This window comes from Bradyrhizobium ganzhouense, from assembly GCF_049949285.1.
GTDB classification, from domain to species: Bacteria; Pseudomonadota; Alphaproteobacteria; order Rhizobiales; family Xanthobacteraceae; genus Bradyrhizobium; species Bradyrhizobium ganzhouense.
Genome location: NZ_CP181318.1, coordinates 3,856,903 through 3,881,175 on the forward strand (window position 1 = coordinate 3,856,903; position 24,273 = coordinate 3,881,175).

Annotated in this window: 19 protein-coding genes; 13 read left to right on the forward strand and 6 right to left on the reverse strand. The window is 60.6% G+C overall.

Translation table 11 applies throughout. The annotated features are described in order from the left end of the window. Window positions 1–20: 20 nt before the first annotated feature. From ACLFLU_RS17425 to ACLFLU_RS17470, 10 genes are all read left to right on the forward strand, one after another. The gene (locus tag ACLFLU_RS17425) at window positions 21–3,509 is read left to right on the forward strand and encodes an indolepyruvate ferredoxin oxidoreductase family protein (RefSeq protein WP_426413387.1); all 3,489 of its coding nucleotides are present in this window, start codon (window positions 21–23) and stop codon (window positions 3,507–3,509) included. 49 nt (window positions 3,510–3,558) lie between these two features. Continuing rightward, entirely contained in the window at window positions 3,559–4,353 is a 795-nt protein-coding gene (locus ACLFLU_RS17430) for an ABC transporter ATP-binding protein (protein ID WP_426413388.1), read from the forward strand. Next, window positions 4,350–5,063 carry an ABC transporter ATP-binding protein gene (locus ACLFLU_RS17435; protein ID WP_426413389.1) on the forward strand — a complete coding sequence of 238 codons (714 nt, stop codon included), beginning with the start codon at window positions 4,350–4,352 and terminating at the stop codon, window positions 5,061–5,063. The genes ACLFLU_RS17430 and ACLFLU_RS17435 overlap by 4 nt, the downstream gene beginning before the upstream one ends. 13 nt (window positions 5,064–5,076) lie before the next feature. Next, a complete protein-coding gene (locus ACLFLU_RS17440; protein WP_426413390.1) occupies window positions 5,077–5,955 on the forward strand; it encodes a branched-chain amino acid ABC transporter permease in 879 nt (292 codons plus the stop codon). Between the two features lie 2 nt (window positions 5,956–5,957). Then, a complete protein-coding gene (locus tag ACLFLU_RS17445) occupies window positions 5,958–6,971 on the forward strand; it encodes a branched-chain amino acid ABC transporter permease (protein ID WP_426413391.1) in 1,014 nt (337 codons plus the stop codon). Window positions 6,972–7,347: 376 nt separating this feature from the next. Continuing rightward, complete coding sequence (locus ACLFLU_RS17450; RefSeq protein WP_426413392.1) at window positions 7,348–7,473, forward strand: hypothetical protein; 126 nt, start codon at window positions 7,348–7,350, stop codon at window positions 7,471–7,473. Window positions 7,474–7,870: 397 nt separating this feature from the next. Further along, complete coding sequence (locus ACLFLU_RS17455; RefSeq protein WP_426413393.1) at window positions 7,871–10,705, forward strand: ATP-binding protein; 2,835 nt, start codon at window positions 7,871–7,873, stop codon at window positions 10,703–10,705. Between the two features lie 856 nt (window positions 10,706–11,561). Further along, the gene (locus tag ACLFLU_RS17460; protein ID WP_426413394.1) at window positions 11,562–11,942 is read left to right on the forward strand and encodes a hypothetical protein; all 381 of its coding nucleotides are present in this window, start codon (window positions 11,562–11,564) and stop codon (window positions 11,940–11,942) included. Window positions 11,943–11,951: 9 nt separating this feature from the next. Further along, a complete protein-coding gene (locus ACLFLU_RS17465; RefSeq protein WP_426413395.1) occupies window positions 11,952–12,653 on the forward strand; it encodes a TetR/AcrR family transcriptional regulator in 702 nt (233 codons plus the stop codon). Then, entirely contained in the window at window positions 12,610–12,888 is a 279-nt protein-coding gene (locus ACLFLU_RS17470; RefSeq protein WP_426413396.1) for a cytochrome d ubiquinol oxidase subunit II, read from the forward strand. Before ACLFLU_RS17465 ends, ACLFLU_RS17470 begins: the two co-directional genes overlap by 44 nt. Before the next feature lie 379 nt (window positions 12,889–13,267). Here ACLFLU_RS17470 and ACLFLU_RS17475 read toward each other — a convergent pair whose 3' ends face one another. The 5 genes from ACLFLU_RS17475 to ACLFLU_RS17495 all read right to left on the reverse strand — a co-directional run bounded on the left by ACLFLU_RS17475 (window position 13,268) and on the right by ACLFLU_RS17495 (window position 18,150). Beyond that, a complete protein-coding gene (locus ACLFLU_RS17475) occupies window positions 13,268–14,047 on the reverse strand; it encodes an outer membrane protein (protein ID WP_426413397.1) in 780 nt (259 codons plus the stop codon). Window positions 14,048–15,016: 969 nt separating this feature from the next. Further along, a complete protein-coding gene (locus tag ACLFLU_RS17480) occupies window positions 15,017–15,634 on the reverse strand; it encodes a HupE/UreJ family protein (protein WP_426413398.1) in 618 nt (205 codons plus the stop codon). After that, a complete protein-coding gene (locus ACLFLU_RS17485) occupies window positions 15,631–16,236 on the reverse strand; it encodes a HupE/UreJ family protein (protein ID WP_426413399.1) in 606 nt (201 codons plus the stop codon). Before ACLFLU_RS17485 ends, ACLFLU_RS17480 begins: the two co-directional genes overlap by 4 nt. A 16-nt stretch (window positions 16,237–16,252) precedes the next feature. After that, window positions 16,253–17,245, reverse strand: coding sequence for a HupE/UreJ family protein (locus ACLFLU_RS17490; RefSeq protein WP_426413400.1), 993 nt, complete (start codon window positions 17,243–17,245; stop codon window positions 16,253–16,255). Next, window positions 17,242–18,150: a peptidyl-prolyl cis-trans isomerase gene (locus ACLFLU_RS17495; protein WP_426413401.1), complete on the reverse strand. Its 909-nt coding sequence runs from the start codon at window positions 18,148–18,150 to the stop codon at window positions 17,242–17,244. Before ACLFLU_RS17495 ends, ACLFLU_RS17490 begins: the two co-directional genes overlap by 4 nt. A 265-nt stretch (window positions 18,151–18,415) precedes the next feature. Between ACLFLU_RS17495 and ACLFLU_RS17500 the strand changes: the two genes are divergently transcribed. From ACLFLU_RS17500 to ACLFLU_RS17510, 3 genes are all read left to right on the forward strand, one after another. Continuing rightward, complete coding sequence (locus ACLFLU_RS17500; protein WP_426413402.1) at window positions 18,416–20,413, forward strand: hypothetical protein; 1,998 nt, start codon at window positions 18,416–18,418, stop codon at window positions 20,411–20,413. Between the two features lie 89 nt (window positions 20,414–20,502). Continuing rightward, window positions 20,503–20,844: a hypothetical protein gene (locus ACLFLU_RS17505; RefSeq protein ID WP_426413403.1), complete on the forward strand. Its 342-nt coding sequence runs from the start codon at window positions 20,503–20,505 to the stop codon at window positions 20,842–20,844. Window positions 20,845–20,942: 98 nt separating this feature from the next. Next, window positions 20,943–21,566 (forward strand): 2OG-Fe(II) oxygenase family protein, encoded by a 624-nt coding sequence (locus tag ACLFLU_RS17510; protein WP_426413404.1) that lies wholly within the window; start codon window positions 20,943–20,945, stop codon window positions 21,564–21,566. 10 nt (window positions 21,567–21,576) lie between these two features. On the opposite strand, the gene ACLFLU_RS17515 is transcribed toward ACLFLU_RS17510, so the two are convergent. Then, window positions 21,577–24,210 carry a spermidine synthase gene (locus tag ACLFLU_RS17515; protein ID WP_426413405.1) on the reverse strand — a complete coding sequence of 878 codons (2,634 nt, stop codon included), beginning with the start codon at window positions 24,208–24,210 and terminating at the stop codon, window positions 21,577–21,579. Window positions 24,211–24,273 lie beyond the last annotated feature (63 nt).

Consider the following 24,273-nt stretch of genomic DNA (forward strand, 5'->3'; position numbering starts at 1 on the left):
GAAGTAGCGGATACTTGAAAATGAATGCTCTCGTTGCCCGGGAAAACGTCACGCTAGACGACAAGTTCAACGTTCAGGACGGGTGGATTTACCTGACCGGCACGCAGGCGTTGACCCGGCTGCCAATCCAGCAGGCGATTCGCGACAAGGCGGCCGGATTGAATACCGGGGGATTCATCTCCGGCTATCGCGGCTCTCCGCTCGGCCGCTACGACATGGAGCTGTGGGCGCAGAAGGAGCTGCTCGAGCGGCACAACATCTACTTCATGCCGGGCATCAACGAGGAACTTGCCGCGACAGCGGTCTGGGGCGCGCAATATGTCGGTCAGATTCCGGGTGCCAAGGTCGATGGCGTGTTCTCGATCTGGTATGGCAAGGGGCCGGGTACGGACCGGAGTGCTGACGCCTTTCGCCATCTTGGCGTCGCTGGCGCGAACAGCAAGGGTGGTGTGCTGGCAATCGCCGGCGACGACCATGGCGTCAAGTCGTCCACCGTCTATAACTTCTCGGACCCGATTTTTATCGCAACGGGCATGCCCGTGCTCTATCCCTCGAACACCCAAGAGCTGTTGGAGTTAGGGCTTCACGGTATCGCACTGAGCCGTTTCTCGGGCTGCGCTGTTGGGTTCAAGGTGCATAACGACGTTGTCGAAGGCGGCGGATCCGTCTATGTCGATCCCGAAGCGCCGGTGATCGTACTGCCCGATCTTGCCGCTGCTCCGGAGCTCGGACCAGAAGGCCGCAACCTTCGCGTCTTCGATCGGCCGCTAGGCGGCGAGGAAAGGCTCGTCAACCATCGTTTGCCGGCCGCAATTGCCTATGCGCGCGCGAACCGTCTGAATTACATGGTCAGCGAGGTACGCGATGCCCGGCTGGGTATCCTGTCTGCGGGCAAGTCGTTCCAGGACGTGATGCAGTCATTGGCCGGCCTCGAGCTCAACGAAGACGGCCAGAAGGAATTCGGGATTCGCGTTGGCAAGGTGGGCATGATCTGGCCGCTGGATCCCGAGTTCATTCGCGAATTCGCGGCTGGTCTCGATGTGATTCTCGTCGTGGAAGAGAAGCGTGGCATTCTCGAAGATCAGTTGAAGGCAATCTTATACGACCTGGCTCTTCCAAATCAGCCGCGCGTTATCGGGAAGTACGCCAATGCGCAGGCTTTCGCGCCTGAGCGTGGAGAGGTGGTCCTACAGGGCTGGGGTGAACTGTCGTCGGCATCGATCAGACACGCAATTTCAACGCAATTGGGCAAACTGCGCCCGAGTCTGTCGAACGTCCTGCCAAAGCTACCTGCAACGAAACGAGGTGGGGGCGCCGATCCAGGCGCTCCAAATCGGAACCCCGGCTTCTGTTCTGGCTGCCCGCACAATCGCTCAACGAAGGTGCCGGAGGGCTCTCGGGCAATCGCAGGCATAGGTTGTCACGGCATGGCGGCGTACAACGATCCAACCAAGACCCTGCCGATCTTTGCTCAGATGGGTGCGGAGGGCGTTCACTGGCTAGGACAGCATAGATTTACGAACGAAAAGCACATATTCGCCAATATTGGCGATGGCACCTATTTTCACTCGGGCTTCCTTGCGATTCGGCAGTCGATCGCCGCGAAGGCGAACATTACCTACAAGGTTTTGGTCAACGGCTTCGTCTCGATGACTGGAGGCCAACCGATCGAGGGCGACCTTTCGGTTCATCAGATCGTCACCGAACTGAAGGCCGAGGGCGCCAAAGCCCTTTTTGTGCTCACAGACGATCTTGAAAAGTACGAATCCGCAAGTCTGCCCGCCGAAGTATCGCTCCTTTCACGAGACGATCTTGACGAAGTGATGTTGCGATGTCGCGAGATCGAGGGTGTCACTGTTATCGTCTACGACCAGCCCTGTGCCACTGAACGTCGTCGTCTACGAAAACGTGGCAAATGGTCCGATCCTGCAAAGCGCAGTTTCATCAACGCAGCAGTCTGCGAGGGCTGCGGCGACTGTTCGACGGTGTCGAACTGCATGTCGATCGAACCGCTCGAGACCGAATTCGGCCGCAAGCGCAAGATCAATCAGAGCTCCTGCAACAAAGACTTCAGTTGCGTCGAAGGTTTTTGTCCGAGCTTTGTGACGGTGTATGGCGGGTCCCTGCGGAAGGCGAAAAAGAACGGCGTCGTTGGCATAGATTTTCCGGTCCTTCCCATGCCGAAGAGGCCTCAGCTCACACGCGACTATTCGATACTCCTCACGGGCGTGGGCGGCACCGGTGTCGTCACGGTCGGCCAGATTCTTGGCCTGGCGGCCCATGTCGAAGGTCTCGCTGTGTCGGTGCTCGATGTGACGGGGCTCGCCCAAAAGTACGGCGCAGTAATGTCGCATGTCCGGTTCGCGCCGACGGCGGATCAATTGCATGCGACTCGTATTGCGGACTCCGAGGCTGACGCTGTCGTTGGATGCGATCTGGTCGTTACGGCGGGTGAGGAGGCGCTGGCGCGCATGAAACCAAGGCAGAGCCGTGTCGTGGTCGCGACCGATCTCGTGCCGACGACGGACTTTTCCCGTAATCCAGACTGGCGTATGGACCGGACCGCGCTAATCGGACGAATCCAGGATCGTTGTGGCAGGGAGAGCGTTCTTGCGATCGAGGGCTTACGCCTTGCGACGGGACTGATGGGCGATCCGCTCGCTAATAATATGTTCATGCTTGGAGTGGCGTGGCAGTTGGGTTACGTACCGCTGTCGCTCGACTCAATCATGAGAGCAATCGAGCTGAACAACGTACAGGTCGACTTCAACAAAACGAGCTTCCTTTGGGGCCGTCACGCCACGGTCAACATCGCGGCCGTCGAGAAGGCCGTGACCAAGAACAGCGCGCAGCCGATACCGGAGCGCATCGACACGTCGCGCGACGCGATCGTCGCGCGTTCAATGACTTACCTTACCAACTATCAGGACGCCTCGTATGCACGGCGATACAAGGCGTTCGTGGACTGCGCCATCGCTGCCGAGAAGGCGAGGGGGCTTGACGATCGGTTCAGTACGGCTATCGCCCGTTACTATTTCAAGCTGCTTGCAATAAAGGACGAGTTTGAGGTGGCGCGCCTCTTCTCGTCGGATGTGTTCAAGAAGGAATTACAGGAGACCTTCGAAGGCAATTACACAATTCGGTTCAACGTTGGTGCATGGCCGTTCGGTGGCATTGACGGAAGTGGCCATCCTTACAAGAAGGAGATCGGGCCATGGCTGATGCGAGCTTTCGGTCTGTTGAAGAACCTAAAGAGGCTACGCGGCACGGTATTTGATCCGTTCCGGAACAACGCGGAGCGAAGGCTAGCTTTGCGTGTGCTCGCAGAATACGAGGCGGAAATTGGAGAATTGATCGCGACGGTCGACAAGAAAACCGTCGACAAGGCGATCGCCCTCGCGTCTTTGCCGGAGAAAATCCGGGGGTATGGCCATGTGCGCGAACGTCATGTCACGCAGGTCGAGAAAGAACGTGCGGCTATCAGGGCCGTCGAGCCCATCACGGCATGAGTGGAGCAGGTATGTACTCAACGTTGATCACTCATGATTGGCAGGCGCCATGAACCGTCCGCAATTGGCCAATCAAGAACCGCTGCTGGCGGTGCGCGACCTAGGGGTTGCCTTCGGCGGCATCATTGCGCTCAACGGCGTTTCCTTTGCGCTGAGGCACGAGCAGATTCTTGGTCTGATCGGCCCCAACGGCGCCGGAAAGACGACCTTGTTCAATTGCCTGAGCAGGCTTTACCAGCCGTCCTCCGGCGACATCTTGATGGAAGGCCGGAGCATCCTGACGAGGCCGCCGCACCGGATCGCCGAAATTGGCATCGGTCGCACCTTTCAGAACGTCGCGCTGTTTGCGAACTTGTCGGTGATGGACAATGTGCGAATCGGCGCCCATTCCAGAACCTCCAGCGACATAATTAGTGACTCGCTCCGGTTGGCTTGGGTTCGCCGCAGCGAGACTGAGGTGAACAAAAAGGTCCGTGAGATCCTTGCCTATCTCGACCTCGAAAACGTAGCGCACAGCATCGTCGCGGGGCTGCCGTTTGGAACCCAGAAGAGAGTCGAGCTCGCCCGCGCCCTCGCAGCTGATCCAAAGATACTGCTGCTAGACGAGCCGGCCGGCGGCCTCAACCATGAAGAGGTCTATGTGCTCGGCGACCTGATCCGGAAGATCCGCGACGAGCGCCACATCACTGTGCTCCTGGTTGAGCATCACATGGGGCTTGTGATGTCGATCGCCGACCACGTCGTGGCGCTCAATTTCGGCCGGAAGCTCGCTGAAGGCACTCCTGGCCAAGTGCAGGCGGACCCCGACGTCATCAAGGCCTATCTCGGGAGCAAAGACCAATGACGGCGCTGTTGAAAGTCAAGGATTTGCGCGCCTTCTACGGCCAGGTGCAGGCTCTCCATGGGCTGAATTTCTCGCTCGACGAAGGGAGTCTGACCACGCTGCTCGGCGCCAATGGTGCGGGTAAGACCACAACACTGCGCGCCGTCTGCAACATGGTACGCTCGACAGGGGCGATCGAGTTCGAGGGGCGCTCGCTTAGCGGTCGGTCGACCGAAAACATAGTGCGGCTCGGCATTGCCCATGTACCGCAGGGCCGCGGCACTTTCACCGCAATGACGGTGGAAGAAAATCTGCAGCTCGGGGCCATCACTCGCAAGGACCAGGCCGGCATCGCCTCCGATATCGAGCGGATGTACGCCTATTTCCCGGTACTGAAGCGGCGCCACACCCAGCAGGCCGGCACGTTGTCGGGTGGCGAGCAGCAGATGCTGGCGGTCGCACGCGCGCTGATGCTGCGGCCGCGGCTGATGCTTCTCGACGAGCCATCTTTCGGGCTCGCGCCGCTGGTCGTGCGCGACTTGTTCTCGATCCTTGGCAAGATTAACCGCGAGGAGAAGGTCTCGATCTTGGTGGTCGAACAGAATGCGCAGCTCGCGCTTGAGCTTGCCGACCAGGCTTATGTGATTGAGACCGGCCGCATTGTCATGTCGGGTGGCGCTAAGGACATCGCTAACAACGAAGATGTCCGCAAGTCCTACTTGGGCTACTAAGGAGCGAGCGTCAATGGAGCTTTTCACCAACCAAATCCTCGCCGGGATTTCCACTGGCGCGATCTATGGGTGCCTCGCATTGGCGGTAGTCATGATCTACCAGGCAATTGATCAACTCAATTTCGCTCAAGGCGAAATGGCGATGTTCTCGACCTTCGTATCCTGGCAGATGATGCAGTGGGGCATGCCTTATTGGGGGGCCTTCATCCTCACGATCGGCTTCTCCTTTATCAGCGGTATCGCCATCGAGCGCATTCTGTTCAAACCGCTTGATAAAGCGCCGATTCTGACCAAGGTCGCAGGCTTTATCGCCCTCTATTCGGTCCTCAATTCCTCTGCCGGACTCATCTGGGACTTTACCATAAAGCAATATCCGACCCCGTTCGGATCGGCGCCTTTGCTTGGCAGTCGACTGATCTCGACCCACCAGGCAGGCATGATCGGGGTTACCATTCTTCTCTTGAGCGGGCTCTACTTCTTCTTCCAGTACACGCGGGTCGGGCTCGCGATGCGGGCCGCCGCCTCGTTGCCTGAATCGGCGCGGCTGGTCGGCATCAACACATCCTGGATGATTGCGCTTGGTTGGGGCATGGCCTCCTCGATCGGCGCTGTCGGCGGCATGCTGATTGCGCCGGTCGTGTTCCTGGAACCGAACATGATGCTTGGAACGTTGGTCTACGGCTTCGCCTCAGCCGTGCTCGGCGGCCTGTCAAGCCCGCTTGGTGCCGTGGTAGGTGGCTTCCTAGTCGGCATCTTTGAGAACCTGGCAGGTACCTATATTCCGGGCGTTGGCAATGAGTTGAAGCTACCGATCGCGCTTGCGCTGATCATTTCTGTCCTAGTCGTCAAACCCGCCGGTCTGTTCGGCCGTGCCGTCGTGAAACGAGTCTGACCATGAGCGCTGTCGAAGAATTCGCAACCGAATCCACAGCCGTCGAAGCCGTACCGAAGCGGTCCATGACGCTCAATACCGGCACCTCGCTGGCTTTACTCGGCGTGCTGCTGCTCGCGCCGCTAGTGGTGAAGAATTTCCTCATTTTCCAAATGACGATGCTCCTGATCTACGGGCTCGCGGTGCTGGCGTTAAACATCTTGACTGGCAGCTCGGGGCAGTTCTCGCTCGGCCAAAGCGCATTCTATGCAGTCGGCGCCTATACATCAGCGATCTTGATGGAGACCTACAACGTCAACTACGCGCTGACCTTACCGATCTCCGGCATCGTGTGCTTTGCGGTTGGTTTCCTGTTCGGCCAGCCGGCGCTGCGGCTGTCGGGCGTTTATCTTGCGCTTGCGACCTTTGCGCTTGCGACGGCAATGCCTCAACTTCTCAAGCTCAACTTTCTTGAACCCTGGACCGGTGGCGTACAGGGCCTGGTGGTGACGAAGCCCGACGCGCCGTTCGGCTTGCCGATGTCCCAGGACATGTGGCTCTATTATTTCACGCTAGCGGTCGCAATTGCGGTCTATGTCGGCGCAGGAAACCTGTTGCGCTCACGTACTGGGCGAGCTTTCATGGCGATCCGCGACAACGAGATCGCGGCCTCCGCCATGGGCGTTAATGTAGCGCTGTACAAGACGCTGGCCTTCGGCGTTTCTGCGGGCGTCACAGGGATCGCCGGCTCGCTTGGCGCCATCGTCGTGCAATTCGTCGCACCTGACAGCTACACCATCGCGCTCGCGATCTCATTGTTCCTTGGCATGGTGGTCGGCGGCGTGGGCTGGCTACCGGGCTCAATCGTCGGGGCCGCCTTCATTATCTTCGTGCCGAATATCGCGGAGAGCGTCTCGAAGGGCCTCTCGGGTGCAGTGTTCGGTGTGCTCCTATTTCTCGTTATATTCCTGGTGCCGCATGGCGCCAGGCAAGTCGCGATCGCGAGCGTACGGCTGGTCAGAAGGCGCGACAGTTAGTTGAGCGGGGCGCTCCTGGTCTTCGCGTGGCTAAGGTGAGGCCCCAAGCACTAACGGAAAGACCTCTGGGACAGAAGTGATGATGTATCCATGAACGGAGTGGGACGGATGCCGTTCGCCGGCATCGCGGCGCTATCGCAGAACCATGTTTGCGATCGCGTTTATGCATTTGCAGCAAAGCGGCGCAAGTCGAATGTAACCTGTCTAACGGGCTTCGCCGAGCTGAGTTACCATCGCGGCTTAACGCCTCGCAAGGGACCGACTTAGGGATGGCCGGGGACGGCGTTGCCCCGACTTAGGAGTAACTCCCGGTGGCGACACCATCGGCGTTGGCACGGCACCTATCTTGCGCATGCACGAATTGGTGACCAAGGATGTGCCGGTCCAATCTCTCGACGGCCACCACCACGATATCTACGGCTTAGCGATCACTAACATCTACGCATTGTGCCAGTTCGGGCTTCGCAGTTTCGACGGCGCCGTCGGCTGGCTGGGCGACTAACCCTACGCAAAAAGGGGCGGTGGGCAACGTTTCGACCGAAGATGTCGTCCATCTTCTGAAGGGGACTTGGCTGCGACGCCAGCGTCGATCTCGATGCGCTCCGGCACGTTGCCACCAGAACCTGAGCGGTCCTGGTGGAGCCGACTCGGACGTCTGTTCACGAATATAGTAGGAGCAGGTGAAGCCCGTTGCCATCAAGCTCGCTCGTTATATTATACGATCGTAAAAATTGTTTGAAGTCGAGCGCAGATCTCGTTCTTGGTTGCAGTCGATGACGGCTTCGTAGGGGAGAACTCACAACGACATGCTCATCGCGCCTGCCGGACGTTGGTGAGGGCTAGACCGGCACTCGAGAGGGTGACGCACTGAAAACCTCATCCCCAGCAGGGATCGTTCATTGCACGAAGTTGTCCACATTGGAACATTCAAGCTCTTCCCGTCGCAACGTCTGCTGATGAGGGGCGCTGAGGTCGTCAAGCTCGGAAGTCGCTCGTTCGACATTTTGCTCGCTTTAGCTGATAGACCCGGCGAAGTCGTTAGTCAGAAAGAGTTGATCGCGAAGGTCTGGCGAGACGTTTTTGTCGAGAACGTAAGTCTTCGCGTGCATGTTGCGGCGCTGCGTAGAGCGCTTGACTGCGATGGTACGCGTTGCCTCGCGAATGTGCCCGGCCGCGGCTATTGTCTTATCGCCCCAGTCGTACGGGGTACGATGGAAGAATTGCCAGGCTCGGCTCCCGCTATCGAGCCCGAATATCTATTGCCGCCGCCACTCGCCCGAATGGTGGGGCGAAATGAAGACGTTCGCGAGATCTGCGGCAAACTGCTTGCAAGCAGGTTTGTGACCGTCGTCGGGCCGGGAGGCGTAGGAAAGACCACAACTGTCCTTTCCGTCGCTCATAACCTCCTTGACCAATTTCTTGGTATGGTGTGCCTTGTCGAACTTAGTCCTGTCGACTCTCCGACGTGTTTCGCGCCAGCGATCACCGCCGCCCTTCGCCTTCCAGTCCGGGCGCAAGATCCGATACCGGAACTGGCCACGCAGCTTCGCGGCAAGCGCGTCTTGCTCGTCCTGGATAGTTGCGAGCACCTCATCGCGGAAGCGGCCAGGGTTGCGGAGCGCCTCTTTCGAGAGGTCTCAGACCTTTACATTCTGGCGACCAGCCGCGAAGCGTTGCGGGTGGAAGGCGAGCACATTTACCTGCTGCCTCCGCTGGCCAGCCCGCCAGAGGACGAGAAACTCACCGCTACCGAAGCTCTTGCGTATCCGGCCGTGCAGTTGTTCGTCAATCGTATTGTAAGTGATGGTAGTAACGGGCTCGTCGACGAAGACGCGCAGATCGTGAGCGGGATGTGCCGCCAGCTCGGTGGCATCGCGCTCGCGATAGAACTCGCCGCCGGTCGTGTCGCAGCCTACGGCATTCGGCAAACCGCGTCGCTTCTCAACGACCAGTTCGCGTTGCTATGGCCTGGACGGCGGACGGCGCCGCCTCGTCAGCAAACGCTGAATGCGACGCTCGACTGGAGCTATGATCTGCTTTCGGAGGATGAAAGAAAGCTGTTCCGGCAACTATCGGTATTCAAAGGCGGGTTCACGCTTGATGCGGTCCACCGCGTGACGGCGGGTGGCGAGCCGGGAAGCTTAGAAGTTCACGGGATCATCGCAGGTTTAGTCGCGAAGTCTCTCGCGTCCGCCGATCCCGGCGCGTCGAGGCGTTATCGGCTCCTGGACATGACCCGGGCCTATGCCGAGTCAAAGCTGCAGCGCGCAGGTGAGAACCTCGATCTATGCCGGCGACACGCTATCTACTATCGCGATCTGCTGGCCCAAGCGGCGCGCGAAAACCAAGACCCTCGCGCGCTGGCGGCGGAAATCGACAACATTCGCGCGGCGCTCAGTTGGTCGTTCGAGCGGTCAGGCGATTCCGAAATGGGAGTACAACTCGCTGCGTTGTCCGCGACGGTTTGGCTCGGCCTGGGCCTTCTTACCGAGTGCCGTGATTGGATGAAGACGGCATCGAAGCTCCTTGACTACACGCCCGCGCCATTGCCACAGCAGCTTGGAATCTGCATGGCTCTCGCGAGTACGCTGCTGTTCACTGCCAGTAATATCGGCGAATTCAAATCCGTCTGGGACAAGGCATTCGGTCTCGCTGTGAGCCTCGGTGACATCGAAAGCCAGATGAGCTGTCATCTTGCTCTGTGGGCACTCCAGGTTCGTACGCCGTGTTACGCCGACTGCCTTGCTGTAGCCGAAGACTGCCTGCGCACGGCCGAGCGCTCCGGCAACCCCGGGGCGATCGGTCAAGCAGAATGGATGCTGGGACAATCGAATCTGCACTTCGGAAGGCTGGATAAGGCAATGAGCCATTATCAGCGCTTCATTGCGGTGGATACAGAAGCGTCGCGGTTGGCCATGATGAAGCAAACCGGATATGATAGATTGTCGGATGGCCTTGGTAATCTTTCGTGTCTTTTGTGGCTGACCGGATCGCCCGAACAGGCTCTCCGCACTGGTAGCGAAGCGGTATCCGTGGCCAGATCGCTGGAGTTCCCGCTGCCTATCGCAGTTGCCGGCATGTGGAACGGCCTCACTCGTTATTTCGTCGAGCTCGATATCGACGAGATCGAAGCCGACATGGTTGAGTTGGTCGAGCATGCTCGGACGCATAGGATAGTTCAGTTCCATGGGTTTGGGTTGTCGATGCTGGGCCTTTGCCAGGCGCGACGCGGCCAATTTGATGAGGCGCGCCGGCTCGTCGAGGAAGGCTTGCGTTTGCAAGACGCATCGCACATCCGCGTATTCCATCCAATCATGAGGAGCGAACTTGCAGAGGCTGCCGCAAATCTCGGCCGGCTAGGGGAGGCCAGATCGATACTTCTGCAACACGACAGAGATGATATCAACGATCCCGAACATTGGTGGTCGCCCGAAATCTTGCGGATAAAGGGTGTGGTAGCCGAAGCGGACGGGCGGGTGGATTATGGTGTCGATCTTTGTCGGCGTGCTGCTCTGCTCGCAGGCCATCAGGGAGCGCTTTCCTTTGAGCTACGAGCTGCAACAACGCTGGGCCAAATGCGCGCGCCGAATCCGCATGCGGCACTGGAATTGCTCAGCGCTGTCTATGGTAGGTTTGTGGAGGGGTTCCATAGCCCTGACCTCCTGAAGGCGAAGCGATTGATCGATAAACTGAAGATCTCAAGCAACCACCCTGACTTGCGGGACGCAATCTGAGCCGCTTAAGCGCGGTGGTCCGAACGTGGCTCCGGATCGGGTGCGGCTTTGTAAGAGCCGAGGAGGAGAAACCGAAATCGGAGGCGCGTGCCGTGAGTGGATGTTACCATGCGCGCAGAGCGGTTTCCGCACGGCTGCATGTCCAAAAATCTGCTTCGCAGCAATGCATCTGTTCTGAGGATCCGTCAGGTCTGGCCTCGGCAAAATCCGCTAAGCGGCAGCATGGACCTACAAGATCAGGAATCTCTCTTGGCGTAAGCCGTTTCAGCGCAATCCTCGGCGTTCGAATGGAACGGAGGCTTTTTTGATGCTCAAGGGGTTTCAGTCCCGCGGTCGGCGCAGGGGTCGGCAACTCTAACGCTCCAGCTGCCCTGGCATTACGCCGGTGGCGTTCTGGCAGCGGAATTCTGGAGTGACCCGGGGGTGTCAGCCGAAAACGCTTCCCAGGGGCGTCGAGCTTGATGCACCAGGTGGCGGGCGTTGCGTCACGCGGCTCTCGATTCACATTGTCTGACTACCAGCCTTTGGCGGATTTGGCTGTCCGCTAGTCTTTCCTCCCGGTAGTCCGAGACGGCCATTGCAGTCGACACAGCAGGAATAGACAAGAAGAGACTAGCTGATGAAATCAATTGTAACTGATCCTGCTAGACTTTTGCCGCGATGAACGAAATGCGCGGAGTCAGAGAAGCTCGGGGGCTTTACCGTTCCAAAGCCGCCATTTTCGTCGAGCCGCGCTGACCCCACTGCGGCAGTGGTACCATTCAGGTGATGTTGTGGGAGTAGAGTGTGGGTGGGCCCCGAGGCCGGCAGTAGCGACGCTGCCGCACGGCGTCTCGCCAGATCCGGGCATGCCATCATGATGTCACTGGATTGGCGATTCACCGCGCAAGACGACGAGATACTCGATCCGACTCACGACCAGTACTGCGAGGCGTTCGTGATGCTTGACGCAATGTATTGCGATATGCCGCCACTATGGTGTCCGGGCATCCATGTCGACAATAATGCGGGCACGTCACTGGGGAGGGGAACACAAGCCGTTTCCAAGAAAAAGGGCAGCATTTATCAAACGCGCAGCTTTGCTGCAAAAGCCCCGGTTGTTCCTGGCGGCCGATTTGGTACCTGCCTGGCCACGCACAGCGTTTGCGGAAGCCTGCGTTACCTTGCGGCAGTCAGTCGAAAACGGACTATCGTTCCTCACTCGCTGTGCAGCGTCGTCTCCCAGCCAAAGTATTAGCCAGTCAGAATGCGGAAGAAAGCGAAGACAGTATCAAAGGAGAAGCGATCTGCGCGTCCGCGCAAGAGGGCCGAACAGCAGCGCTCGCTCGAGACGCGGGCCCAGATTCTGAATGCTGCCATCGCTGAGTTTGCTGAGTCGGGCTTCGAGGGAGCTAGCATTCGGGCGATCGCTGATAGGCTCGATCTGCAGCATCCGCTTATTACATATCATTATCGCAGCAAGGACGTCCTATGGCGCGCGGCAGGAGAGTATGCCTTCGCGCAGATCAGCGGCTCGTTGGGGGGGCGCGTGGCGCCGGAGAGTGCCGATTTGTCGCCGCTTGCCCGATTGAGGAGGGAATACGAGAGTCTTTATCGTTTCACCGTCGCGTTCCCCGAGTTTCACCGCTTCATGCGTCAGCAGGCACTGCCCAACAATCCGCGGCTCGAGTGGGTGGCGAAGACCGTCTTGTCGCCGCTTCTTGGAAGGCTGCTTCCTCAGATTGTCGCGGCGCAAAAACAACGCTTGCTTCCTGCAGTCGACCCGATTCTTTTCCATTACATGATGGTGAGCCTCACTGCCACCCTGTCAGGGTTTGGACCCGAGATGCAGGTGACAAGCGGACGGTGCTCTGGAGATAAGAATATAGTCGAAGTCTATTGGCGTTTGGTCGAAGCGACCGTCTTTGGAGACTGCACTTGCGCGAAGCCTGGAAGAAAAGGCCGATGACCCCGCTACGGCGCTATTTTGGGACGGTGACAACCGCCCTTGGATCGGCGCCTGCTCGTTTTGGCCTTACACGATTCCGTTCGCGCTCACTGTCGAACAGGCGGCCTCGCCGGGAGAAAGTTTGACGTTCATGTTCTGGGGCGCTGGCCTCTTCGTAATGCCACTTACGCTGGCCTATACGTTTGTCGTCTACCGCCTGTTCCAGGGGCAGGTGGCGGAAGCCGGTTGTGAATAGAGCGATCGTCCGGCCAGGCTCATCGAAATGAGGGTTTTGAACGCGTCATCAGCACGGCAGAAGCGTGCAATGGACGTAGGGCGGCTGGAGTTTCTTGCTCGCGCACGGCGCAAAGCAGCAGAGGCGGGATTGCTGAAGCAAAACAAAAATTATGACGATATTACAGAGATATACGAGCTACTTACTCTAATTGCTCGCCGCCCTGCACTCGTTGCGAGCCCAAGATGGATATTAGAAGGGATTGGCATTGCCCCGATAGACAACTGCCTGTCTATCATGCCGAGTCCAAAGGAGCCCTTTATTTTGGGTAGTTGCTTGTCCTCTTCGGAGACGCCTTTGGAGCGGCGGTGAGTTTGATAACGTCCCAGCTGTCAAAACCTCAGAAACGCAATCGTAAACCGCCAAATCCTTCAACGGCTCGGACGCGCGCGGAGAAAGACTCATCAGAGAACAAATTCGTATTCAACCCCGTACGATATCTCCCCATGTCAACGTACCGGACGCCGGTTTCCAAAACCAAAACCGAGTTGATGTTGGCCGAAACGCCTCCAGTAACTGAGCCAGCGAGATTATTTTCAGAGCGTTGCGGCCAAATCGACCCAACAAGCAGTCCAGCACCAGGATTTTGGACCACGGTATAATGCTGGTTGCCCGAAGTCTTGAGATTCGCGACACCCAGGCCCGCACCGCCGAATACACTGAACGTCGAATTGATAGGGACGTCATAGTAGGCGTTCAACATTAGTCGTTTTGAATCTATGCTGATGGAGTTGAAGCCGTTGAAATTTATACTGGCGCCGCATTGCGCGGCCGTACATGCCCCAACGGTGTTGATCTCTTGACTCGTCGTGTTCCGGATTGTTGCTTCGAGCTCGAGACGAAGGGGAAGTCCTTTGGACGTCCCGAGTGCAAACGACCCAAAGCCGAAGCTGGATTGATCTCCGGTGCTTACAATCCCGGTAACTCGCGGATTGATGGCTTCAAGATTTGTCATATCCGACCAGCCTCCACCACCTCGGATCGCGGCGTAGAAGAAATTGTTGGCATCCGTTGAAGCAGGGCTCTTCACGTACGCTAAGTCTGCTGCACTGGCAGGTGCGAAGTTGGGAATAATAAGTGCGACCGCAATCACTCCCGCCCATTTGACTTGCCGGATCATTCTTATCGTTCCTCTCAGTGGGTCGGCCAGCTATGACGCGGCTGCAAAAAACGACCATCTTATCCGGACGTCGGACGGAATCGCTTTAATCCGAAGGATGATCGGGGGAAGCACTATCAACTATCTCTTCAGATTGATGTTGATGCGTGTGAGCCAATTGTTCAATCCTCAGAACGCAAACATCACATTTGTGATGGAGGAGGCAAAAATTGCAAAGCGCCGCATCCGATCGCCACCACCAATCGCCTGCGGTGAGTGGCCCCGGCGTGTTCGGCGACGTCAAGATGACAACCGCGATATCGTTCAGTGGAGCGGTCCGCAAAATCCCGGATGCGGTGAAAATCCTCCGGCGACAACCAAGCAATCGCTAACCGAGCGGAGTTCTCGTAACGGTGGATGCGCTCTTGAGCTTCGGACTCGTGGCCGCTTTGCAGATCGCGATCGGGGCACCGATGATGGACGCGATCCGCATGCCGAGCTCGATCTGATTGGGTGAGGCGCTGTAATCTTCGAGTGATTGCGCGCCGCTCTCTTGACGGCCGACCGTCCCGCACAATGTTCTGTCCGTCCGCATACTGGTCGTCGGCGCGATAGGACATTGCCGGGCCAGCGCTCCCGCTGATCAAATTGGATATCTTCGTGAGACGGAGCAACGGCTCCCCCGGATCGCGTCAAGTTCAAAACGCGGTGCCCTGCAAGCGCGAATCTTTGGGACGCTGTGGTTTACGAACCTCGTCAGGCGTGCAGTTGGGGCGCTACCGATAGCTCAATCTCCGCGGTGGCGGCTGGCCGAGCTAAGTGTGTGGGTCGATACGGATGACGGTACCGCTGCGATTTGGTGTGTGGGCTCCTATCACCCGGATCGTGTCACCGGCTTCATGACAAACCCGCTATCGGAGGAATTCCCCCCCGCATCATTGGCTTGCGATCGCGTTCCCGCTGGCGGCGGATGGGGATCTTCGCGGCCCCTCATGCTGCGAGTGCGAGGCTCGCCATCATCAGACCGATAGCCGCGATCCAGCCGCCGAGAGCACGAACGGCGATGGATCGCCAAGATATTGCGCTGTCCGAATTCGTTCGTTTGAATACCGCGGTCAGCGCCATCGTCAGCGTGATGGCTCCGTAGCCCACACAAGCCAATCCGGCCGCAAACAGCAGCCGGTCGGTTTCGGGCCCGAGGTCAGCGCCGTTCGCTGCGCCCCGTATCACGGCGACTGCGAACGCAATTGCGCACAGCAGGAGCGTGGGGACTTGCGCCGCTGCCGCGAGCAGCATGCCGATTGCGAGCATCATTGTCGCGTCCGCAAGCTGTGCGGGAGCCGCGCCGAAGACGTTTCCAAGAGATAATCCGACCAGCAGTCCAAGCGGAAACACCAGGATGAGCAAGCGCCCCTTGGCGAACCCGAGCGTGCCAGCCAGCACGCCCGTCGCAGTCCAGAGAACGACATCCTGAAGATCGGTGACGGGGTGCACCGCACCCATGTAGAAATCGCCGAGGCGAGCCGCGACGATATGCGCCTCGGTGGCATTCGCGCCGGCAAGCAGCATCGCCGCGGCCATCAATGCCCGTGCGGGTTTCAGTTTCATGCGAGAGCTCCGATGCCCTGAGCGAGGAAATAGCAGCCAATTCCCGCGATGCCGGCCCCAAGTCCTTGAACAATGCGCTCGCCGGCGGGCCAGCGCGTCAACGTGCCCATCGCGATGCCGAACAGGTGCAGGAGGCCGGTGGCGGTGACGAAGCCAACCCCATAGGCCAGCGCATTCGCCGCGAGCGGAAGTTCGGCTCCGTGCGCATGACCGTGAAAGATCGCGAAGATCGCAACGACGAGGGCGGCAGCGGGAAAGGGCAGGCGCAACCGGGCGGCAACGGAAACCCCGAGGATCACGGCGGAGGCGGCAATCATCAGCTCCGGCATCGGAAGCGGAACATGCAGCACGCCCATCACCCCGCCGATCGCCATGACAAGCGGGAAGGTGATCGGCAGGATCCAGATTGCGGGGGCGCCGAGCTGCGCGCCCCAGATCCCGACGGCCACCATTGCGACCAGATGATCGATGCCCGTGATCGGATGGAGCAGGCCGCTGACGAGGCCACCCGCCACGCCAGCCTGCTCGTGCGCAAGAGCCGGTTGCGTCAGTGCGATCGAAGCGATCGCGGTCGTGAGAGCTTGAGGAATGCGTAAAGACATTGTGTGCGACTCTCGCTCAGATCGCGGCGAACACGCGCGCCAGACGGCCGAAGAACCAGAACATCGACACCGACCCAATGAGATAGGCCGGGAGGGCCTCGCCCCAGTGCGGCACGACGGCATCAAGCCGTCGATGCGCCCAGATCAATGCGAGCACGAGCAGCACGAAGGCAAGCTGTCCGATTTCCACGCCGATATTGAAGAACAGCAGCGCTGCGGGAAGGAGCCGTCGTTCCAGCCCAAGTCCCGCCAGGGCGCTTGCGAAGCCGATGCCGTGAACCAGGCCGAAGGTGAACGCCACGATCCAGGGATAGCGGGCGGTGAGTCCGATCTCGCCGCGCTGCTGCTTGACGATTTCCACCCCGACGAACGCGATGCTCAATGCGATGCAGGCGTTAAGCGGGCGTTCCGGCACGCCGATCACGCCGAAAGCTGCCGCGGCAAGCGAGGCGCTGTGTCCGATCGTGAAGGCCGTGATCGTCTTCACCAGACGCCAGCCGCCGCCGACGATCCAGATCAGGCCCAGCACGAACAGCAGATGATCGGCGCCGAGCAGAATGTGGTCGATTCCGTAGTTCACATAAGTCTTGGCCAGTTCGATCCATGCCTCGAGCGTCGGGGCGTCAGTGCCAAGGACGGTGACAACGGGATTGGCCGTCGAGATCGTGTAGCTGCGCGGCTCGCCCTCAATTGGGATAACCTTGATCAGGACGACCGACATGTTTGAGCCGAGATTGGAGATGGTGATCGGACCGACTAGCCCCTTCTGGCCGCAATTCATCTCGGGCAGGCGGAGAAAGCAGTGGGACGGCATCCGCAGATCGACCCGTGAAGCACCGATAGAGGGCTCGATGCTCCAGCGGCCGACAAACGCGCCGGGACGGACCTCGCGGAATTCCAGCACGCCCATCGCCGCTTCATGCGCATTGAGTGCCGAAGGCCGGATGAGCGCGGCGAGGGCCAGGGTCAGGGCGAGCAGCGCCAATCGCAGATAGTGGGTCGCCCTCATGGCTCGTATCGCACTTGGTAAGACGCCTTGAGCCGCTTGACCGCTTCCCAGGCCAGCTTGCGGGTCTCCTCCGTATGCCAGACCCTGCCAGCCTCATCGCGAACCTTGTCGAGGCTGGCAAGATTTCCCAGCCGCCGGGAATCCAGCCGAGCGACGTGCCAGCCGTCCTTGGACTGCAGCAGCCTCCATTCCCCCTCCGGCATCTTCAGGAGTCCATCACGGAAATCTTCGCCGAAGGACGCCGAGAGACTCGCGACCGGCCGGGCGAGGATGGCGCGTGTGAGGTTCTGCAGCTCCTCGGATTCGCGCTGCTGGACGATGTCCTCGAGCTGGCGCTGTGCCGTGGCCTGGTCCGTGGGCGGGGTGATGTAGAACGACACGCGCTCCGGCTCGTCGAAGCGGATGTGGTTCTCCGCAAACCACGCCTGCAACTGCTCGTCCGAGGGGCGCGGGACGCGGACCTGGTCGAAGATCAGCAACTGCATCTTGTAGGCAATCCGATCGCGGATCGTCTCGTCGCCGCGGTCCACGGCAAGCGCCTTGCCCTCGCGATAGAGGATTTCGCTCGCGACCCAGCTGTCGATCATCTTCTGGAGCTGCTCGCTGGAAGGGGCGCGTTCCTTGTCCTCGTCGAAATTGTCGATGAAGGACTGGCGCATCGCCTTGGTGACCGTGATGACCTTTTCGTCCTTGACGGGCGGATGCAGCATGGCGTCGATGCCGAAGATGATCGCTCCAAGCAACGTGAAGTGCAGCAAGGGTTCGCGCGAGAGCCGCGCGAGCACGGCGACAAGGGAACGCGAAGGCTCCGTTGTGCCGCGCACGACATCGGCGTGCGGGTCCGAACCTCCGTTGCCCGATCTCGGGAAGGACTGCACTTCAACAGGTGTCGCTTGCATTGACATGCGGTTGTCACCAATTCTCGTAGCACGACGCTGCGGCGTTTCATCGGGCAGAGCATTTCATCTGCCATCTTCTATCGCTCACACGACGCGCGAAAATGCAATGGAGAAACACAAGAGACAAGATGCCGCACGGACGGCGCGGACATGCGCAGGCCGAAACACAAATCCTTCACGAAGCTGTATCGGAACTCCGATCACTATCGCGGCGCGCAGGGAGCCCGCTCGGACTCCCAGATTTTCTGCTGACTTGAATGAGGGGCGATAGATGTTTCCATCTAGCAAGACGATACTGTTGACCGCCGCGTCGGCATCATTAGCTCTGACGCAGAGCGCTGCAGCCGAGGGGTGGGGGCGCGACGAGCGCCGCGGCAATCCGTATGTCGCCGGTGACATGCATAATCACAATACCTGCACGGATGGTTCGGTTGCCGCCGGCTACGCGATCGACCGCGCGGTCGGACGCGGCACCGCGTCCGCTGGTGGAAGCAATTTTGACCTCGACTGGTTCACGCTCGGCAACCACGGCGGTTCTGGCAACCGCGACTGCCGCTTCAGCGACACCAGCGCCAATCTTCCGGGACAGACCACGACGACCTGGAGCCAGACGCTCGGCCAGACCATCGACGGGATTACGATCAGCAGCCTGAAGGGCACCCCGAAAGGTACCGGCACCGGCGCACAGATGTGGCGCTGGCAGTCGATCCGCGAGGTCGAGTATCCGACCATCGTCGATCGCTCGGCTAAGTACGACAAGGTGCTGATCGAGGGTCTCGAGTGGATCGCACCTGGCCATGAACACGTCGACGTCGCCGTCATCACCGGGCAGCAGCCGCGGAAGGGGACCGGCAATGCGGACAAGATGGCGGAATTCGAATACCGTTTCGACCGCGCCGACACCGACGCGATCGGTCCCGTCATCGACGCCGGTGGCAATCAGCTCTGGCCGGGCAAGGACAACGTCAACAACACGGGCACGGCGGGCCACCAGAAGGCGCTCACAGGCGTCAAGTGGTTGCAGACGAACTATCCGCTGCAGTCCTACATCATCCCGACTCACACCGAACGCCAGGGGCCGTTCAGTGCGAGCGCCAACAAGGGCTATAACATCGAGCATTTCCGCGACTTCAACAACGCGGGCCCGACGGTTGCGTTCGGCATCGAAGCCCCCGGTCACTTCGCCGAAGGCGGAGCCAGCGGCGGTTCCGGCTCGTACACCCCCAGCGCGGTCGGCGGCGGCACCTACGGCATGAGCGGCATTTACACCGCGAAGGTCGGCGGCCTGTGGGACGGACTGCTCGGCGAAGGCCGCAACTTCTTCATGTATGTGAGTTCCGACTGGCACAGTCGCGGTGCGGGTGGTGCGCGCGACTCCTTCACGACGGCCGATTTCATCCCCGGCGAGTACACCAAGCTGTATGTTCCGAATGCCGGACGGTTCTCGTCGCAGCACGTCATCGACGGCATGCGTTCGGGCAACTCGTACTCGGTCAATGCGGATCTGATCGGCCCGGATATGGTGTTCCGTGCCAAGGCGCGCGGCGACGATTGGAAGACCATGGGCGAGACGCTGATCGTGAGGCCCGGCGAAAAGATCACGGTCGAGATGGAGCTGACCGTTCCGAACGAGAACAACAGCCCTTACAGCTTCGACAACCCTTTGCTGTTGCCGGTGGGGATCAAACAGCCGCTCAACAAGCCGGCGCTCGACCACGTCGATCTGATCACCGGCCAGATCACGGGCGTCGTTGCGCCTGACGCGCCCAACTACGCGGTGGCGAATGCCGCGGGCGCGGCCGGCGCGGCAATCGTGTACAATCCGTCGGCAACCATCGCCCGGCAGATTCCCGCGGCGCAGATGAAGCGTGAGCATCGGGGCGACCGTGACGGCGTGCGCTTGCGGTTCACGACGACGTTCACCGCAGGCACCAAGCCGTTCTACATCCGTGCACGTGGAACCAACATTCCGAATGGCACTCCAAACGTCTCCGATACCGCTGGCAATCCGCTGCTCGATGCTAACAACGCGCAGGTCAGCTGTACGGATCCGGCGTGCCCGGCGCATCTGGAGACGGTGAATGGCGCCAAGAAGGTGACCCACGACGTTCAGGCCTACTCGAACGTCTGGTTCTACGCCAATCCGATCTTCGTGCGGCTGGAAGGCTCGCCGAAGCTCCTGGTCGAGACCAACGCCGAGCTGGCGCGCCGGCTCGGGCAGCGGGCTGACAACGATCACGACGATGATCATCATCACGACCACCACTGACGCGATGTGAGGCCATCCGGCGGGACGCATCGTGCGATGTGTCCCGCCGTACTTGTTTGGAAATGACTGATCCCGCCAGAACGCCTTCGATGTATCTGTTTCGCATCACCGTCTGCGCACTGGGCCTCTTCGCTAGCCTCGGCTGCGGTGTGGCCGCACCTGGTACTGCCGTGCCCGCCATGGACGAACCCACACGGGACGATTGCAACGCTGCGGTCGCGGAGGCGCGCGCGTTGGCCGCGGGTTTGCCGCCCGACCATCTCTCCCGCTACATTGCCGAACGGCACCTCCACCAGGCCATGGCCGAAGCCGGCAACGGCGAATTCGACGAATGCCTGGAAATGGCTGCGCGTGCTTCTGACGAGGTGCGCGAACGGCGCCATGAGCTGCGGCCGGGCGAGACGCTGAAGGTGCTTGGGCCCGACGAGTAGCAGGATCGGATTTTGGAGATCCTGCACGCTGTCATCGCGGCGTCATCTTTGCCCGCGCATTGTCCGCGCGCGTTTCAAGAACAGGTAGACGTTACGACATGGATCAGATCGAGCCGCTTTTCCCGATTCCCCTGCTGCGCTCACCGGGGTTACTTCCGCCCTCGCTGAACGAAGCCGCCGTGGCCGCGATCCGGGGCACGCGCGTCGAAGGCAATCTGCGCTCGGGCCAACTGTTCCACACCGAAGTTGCGGATCCCCGCGACAACGAGCTGTTCCGCCAGATCGCCGAGCTTGCCGTGCCGAAGCTGGTTGATTTCGGCGTCCTGCTGTTCGGCGAAGAGCTGCGCTGGACCGTCAAGGAGATGTGGACCAACATGCTCGAGACCGGCGGCAACCAGACACTGCATTCCCACGCCAACAGTTTCGTCTCGGGCATCATTTATCTGACGCCCTCGCATGCGGCCTGCAAGACGGTCTTTGTGCGGCCGCCCGGCGGTTTTGACTTCTCCTTCCGGCATCACACGCGAAGCGCCGCCATCGGGCCCTTCAATGCGGGCAAGTACGTCCTGCCGGAGGCTGAGCCCGGCGATCTCGTGCTGTTTCCGAGCTACCTCTACCACGAGGTGCCGAGGAATCAGGGCGGGCAGAGGATCACGATCGCCTTCAACGCTATCCCGGATCATCTGGACTGCTGGGGCTATCGCATCAATTTTGCGCCGTGAGGCCGGCGGATCATTGGATTCTCAGGCCGAATTCACGAAGTAGCAGGTCCCTTGCCTCGCCACGCGACGGCGCCGCCTCATTGATCTGGCGCAGCAGGCGCGCGGCCGCCGCGCGGTCCGAGCCGATCAGGGATCTCGCCATCCCCATCAGCGGCCCGTAGGCCGGATCGAACTCGGAGCTCAGGCGAAGCGCGTCGATGAGGCCCGGCGATGCCGCTTCGATCAAGGCTGCTCCGCGCGGATCGCCCGGCAAGGACGCTCCAGCTTCGAGAAAGCGGTTGCGCGCGGCCCAATAGGCGTCGAGACGTGCGCCCAGCGCGTTGCGCTCGGCTGCGTGCGCGAGGAGTTCATTCGAATCCGGTTGCATGTCTTTCGTGACGGCGAGCAGCAGTGACCAGGGGGCTGCCGTGAGTGCACGGACATTTCGCCGCGCATCGAACGTCACGAACGGATAATCATCCGTGTTGCGCGGGCCGTCGCCGACGAATGTGGAAAGAGCGTGCGGGCCTGCAAGATATTGGCCGAGGAGATCGATCGGCGCCTCGAACCCGAACGGGCGAACGACGGGTCCGATCGCGGAATCGCGAAGCCGCGCAGCCAGAGCCTCGGTATCGAGATGGCCACCGTCCCGCGTTCCGATGAGCGCGAGCATCGGCGTCCGGACGCTGTAGTGATTGAGCCAGGCCGAGCCGTCGGGATAGACGTCGAGAAAGCCGCGAACGATGGCGCGCAGCGAGGGCAGATCGAGCTGATATAGCGGCAGCCATTGGCAGAAGATGCCTCCGGGCGAGAGCCTACGCTTCACGGCCGCGAAATGCTCCACCGTATAGAGCGCGCCGCTGCCGTCGAGCGCGGGATGAAACAGGTCGGCGATGATCACGTCATGCTGGCCCGTATCCGCAGCGACGTAGCGGCGGGCATCCGCCACGCTCACCCGCGGCGCGGAAGCCGGCGCCGGGTTGACGAACCAGGGCAGCAAGTCCACCACTTCCCGGGAGAGCTCGACACCCTGCGCGCTGACACCAGGCATCTGCGCCCCGCCGACCATGGTGGCGCCGGTGCCGATGCCGAGGAACAAAGCCCGATGCGGAGCCTCGTGAAGCAACAGCGGCAACATCGCCTGCCGGTAGTCGGATCGCGTTGAACTCGTTCCGCCCATGCGGAAGTGCCCGTTGACCGCGAGGTAGCGCGTGCCTACGGCGTCGTCGACGACGCTCGCCGTCGCCATCGGCCCCTCACGGACCGCAAGCAGCGCGCCGCCTGGCGGTACGCGCGTCAACGATGGCGCGGGATTGAGCCACAGGACGAGCGCGGAGATCGCCGGGGCGGCGGACCACGGCAGCGCCGATCGGCCGGGCGGCAGCAGCAGCAGATAGCCCAGCGCAACGGCAAGCAGTGCCGTCCATGCGCCAAGGGCGGGAATCAGGAATTGCGCCGCCACCAGCGGCGCGATGCAGGCGCCGAGACTGTTGATGCCGACCGCCGATCCGACGGAGCCGCGCTGATCGCTCACTCGTTGCGACAGCAGGCCGAACAATGCGCCCATTGCGGTTGCGGGCACCAGGAACAGTGCGATCGCCACCGCCAGTTCGCCGAAGACATCCGCAAAGGCTGTGGTCTCGACCAGGCGGCCGGCATAGGGCGCAAGTGCCGCCGTCGCGATGCAGGCGAGCGCCGTTGCGGCGAGCAGGCCGCGGAGATTTCCATCCTGCGAATCTCGCCCGGTCCGCTGCCAGAGCAGGCTCCCCGCTGCGGTGCCGAGCAGATATGCAGCCAGCAGTCCAGCGAACGTGTAGACGGTATCCTCCATCACCTGCGCGGCAAGCCGGACTACGAGGACCTCGAATGCAATTCCGAACAGTCCGGTGGCGAACAAGGTGATCGTTATCCGTAAGTCCCGAATTCGCTGCGGCCGCCCTTCTTCTGCATCGGCGTTGCCGGCCGCCGATCCGAACGCGAGCGCGGCCAGGGTGCAGAACGTGTTGACACCGGCGAGGCAGAGTAGCGTTCCTGAAAATCCCAGCGCCGGGATCAGGAGGAATGTGGAGGCGAGAGTGCCGGCCAGAGCCCCGGCCGTATTCGCCCCATACACACCTGCCGTGACGCGCGCTTCGCCGCGCGCTTGCCGCGTCATTCGTTCCAGGGCGGCCAGGGTTCCGCCCATGGCCGCCGTTGCGGGGAGCAGCACGAGCGTTGGCAGCGCCAGGCTGCCGGCCCAGAGCAGGGCAGCAGACGGTTCGGTGCCGAGCAGGGGAGGCAGAGCCCGACCGGCCGCCGGCAGAAGCCAGACGCTGATCAGGCCCCAGATGGCAATAACGGCTTCAAGGATCGCATAGACACGCCAAGGTGATTTCGAGCGGCGGATCGGCCCATCAAGCGCGAACGCGCCCAGAGCCAGGCCGCCGAAGAACCCGGCAATGACACCGAGCACCGCCATCATCTCGGTGCCGAGCGCAAGGCTCAACTGGCGCGTCCACACGATCTCGTAGCCGAGGCCCGCAAAGCCCGACGCTGTCACGATCGGCACGAGGGCCCAGGCGTGGCTTGCAGCCGGACGAGTGCGCACCGGTGCGGCTTCGTCCTGGACCGCTCCCGAGAACCGGTCTGCCGAAGCGATCGTGATGCCGTTCGGCTCAGATTGCATTCCTTACTCCTGCCTCGAACGCGTCCAGCCATTCGGGGTCTCTGCCGACAGAAGCATCCGTTT

Bases quoted from the DNA above. Each gene is read 5' to 3' on its own strand.
- ACLFLU_RS17425 (WP_426413387.1), top strand. From the start codon at position 21: ATGAATGCTCTCGTTGCCCGGGAAAACGTCACGCTAGACGACAAGTTC.
- ACLFLU_RS17430 (WP_426413388.1), top strand. From the start codon at position 3,559: ATGAACCGTCCGCAATTGGCCAATCAAGAACCGCTGCTGGCGGTGCGC.
- ACLFLU_RS17435 (WP_426413389.1), top strand. From the start codon at position 4,350: ATGACGGCGCTGTTGAAAGTCAAGGATTTGCGCGCCTTCTACGGCCAG.
- ACLFLU_RS17440 (WP_426413390.1), top strand. From the start codon at position 5,077: ATGGAGCTTTTCACCAACCAAATCCTCGCCGGGATTTCCACTGGCGCG.
- ACLFLU_RS17445 (WP_426413391.1), top strand. From the start codon at position 5,958: ATGAGCGCTGTCGAAGAATTCGCAACCGAATCCACAGCCGTCGAAGCC.
- ACLFLU_RS17460 (WP_426413394.1), top strand. From the start codon at position 11,562: ATGATGTCACTGGATTGGCGATTCACCGCGCAAGACGACGAGATACTC.
- ACLFLU_RS17465 (WP_426413395.1), top strand. From the start codon at position 11,952: ATGCGGAAGAAAGCGAAGACAGTATCAAAGGAGAAGCGATCTGCGCGT.
- ACLFLU_RS17475 (WP_426413397.1), bottom strand. From the start codon at position 14,047: ATGATCCGGCAAGTCAAATGGGCGGGAGTGATTGCGGTCGCACTTATT.
- ACLFLU_RS17480 (WP_426413398.1), bottom strand. From the start codon at position 15,634: ATGAAACTGAAACCCGCACGGGCATTGATGGCCGCGGCGATGCTGCTT.
- ACLFLU_RS17485 (WP_426413399.1), bottom strand. From the start codon at position 16,236: ATGTCTTTACGCATTCCTCAAGCTCTCACGACCGCGATCGCTTCGATC.
- ACLFLU_RS17490 (WP_426413400.1), bottom strand. From the start codon at position 17,245: ATGAGGGCGACCCACTATCTGCGATTGGCGCTGCTCGCCCTGACCCTG.
- ACLFLU_RS17495 (WP_426413401.1), bottom strand. From the start codon at position 18,150: ATGTCAATGCAAGCGACACCTGTTGAAGTGCAGTCCTTCCCGAGATCG.
- ACLFLU_RS17500 (WP_426413402.1), top strand. From the start codon at position 18,416: ATGTTTCCATCTAGCAAGACGATACTGTTGACCGCCGCGTCGGCATCA.
- ACLFLU_RS17505 (WP_426413403.1), top strand. From the start codon at position 20,503: ATGTATCTGTTTCGCATCACCGTCTGCGCACTGGGCCTCTTCGCTAGC.
- ACLFLU_RS17510 (WP_426413404.1), top strand. From the start codon at position 20,943: ATGGATCAGATCGAGCCGCTTTTCCCGATTCCCCTGCTGCGCTCACCG.
- ACLFLU_RS17515 (WP_426413405.1), bottom strand. From the start codon at position 24,210: ATGCAATCTGAGCCGAACGGCATCACGATCGCTTCGGCAGACCGGTTC.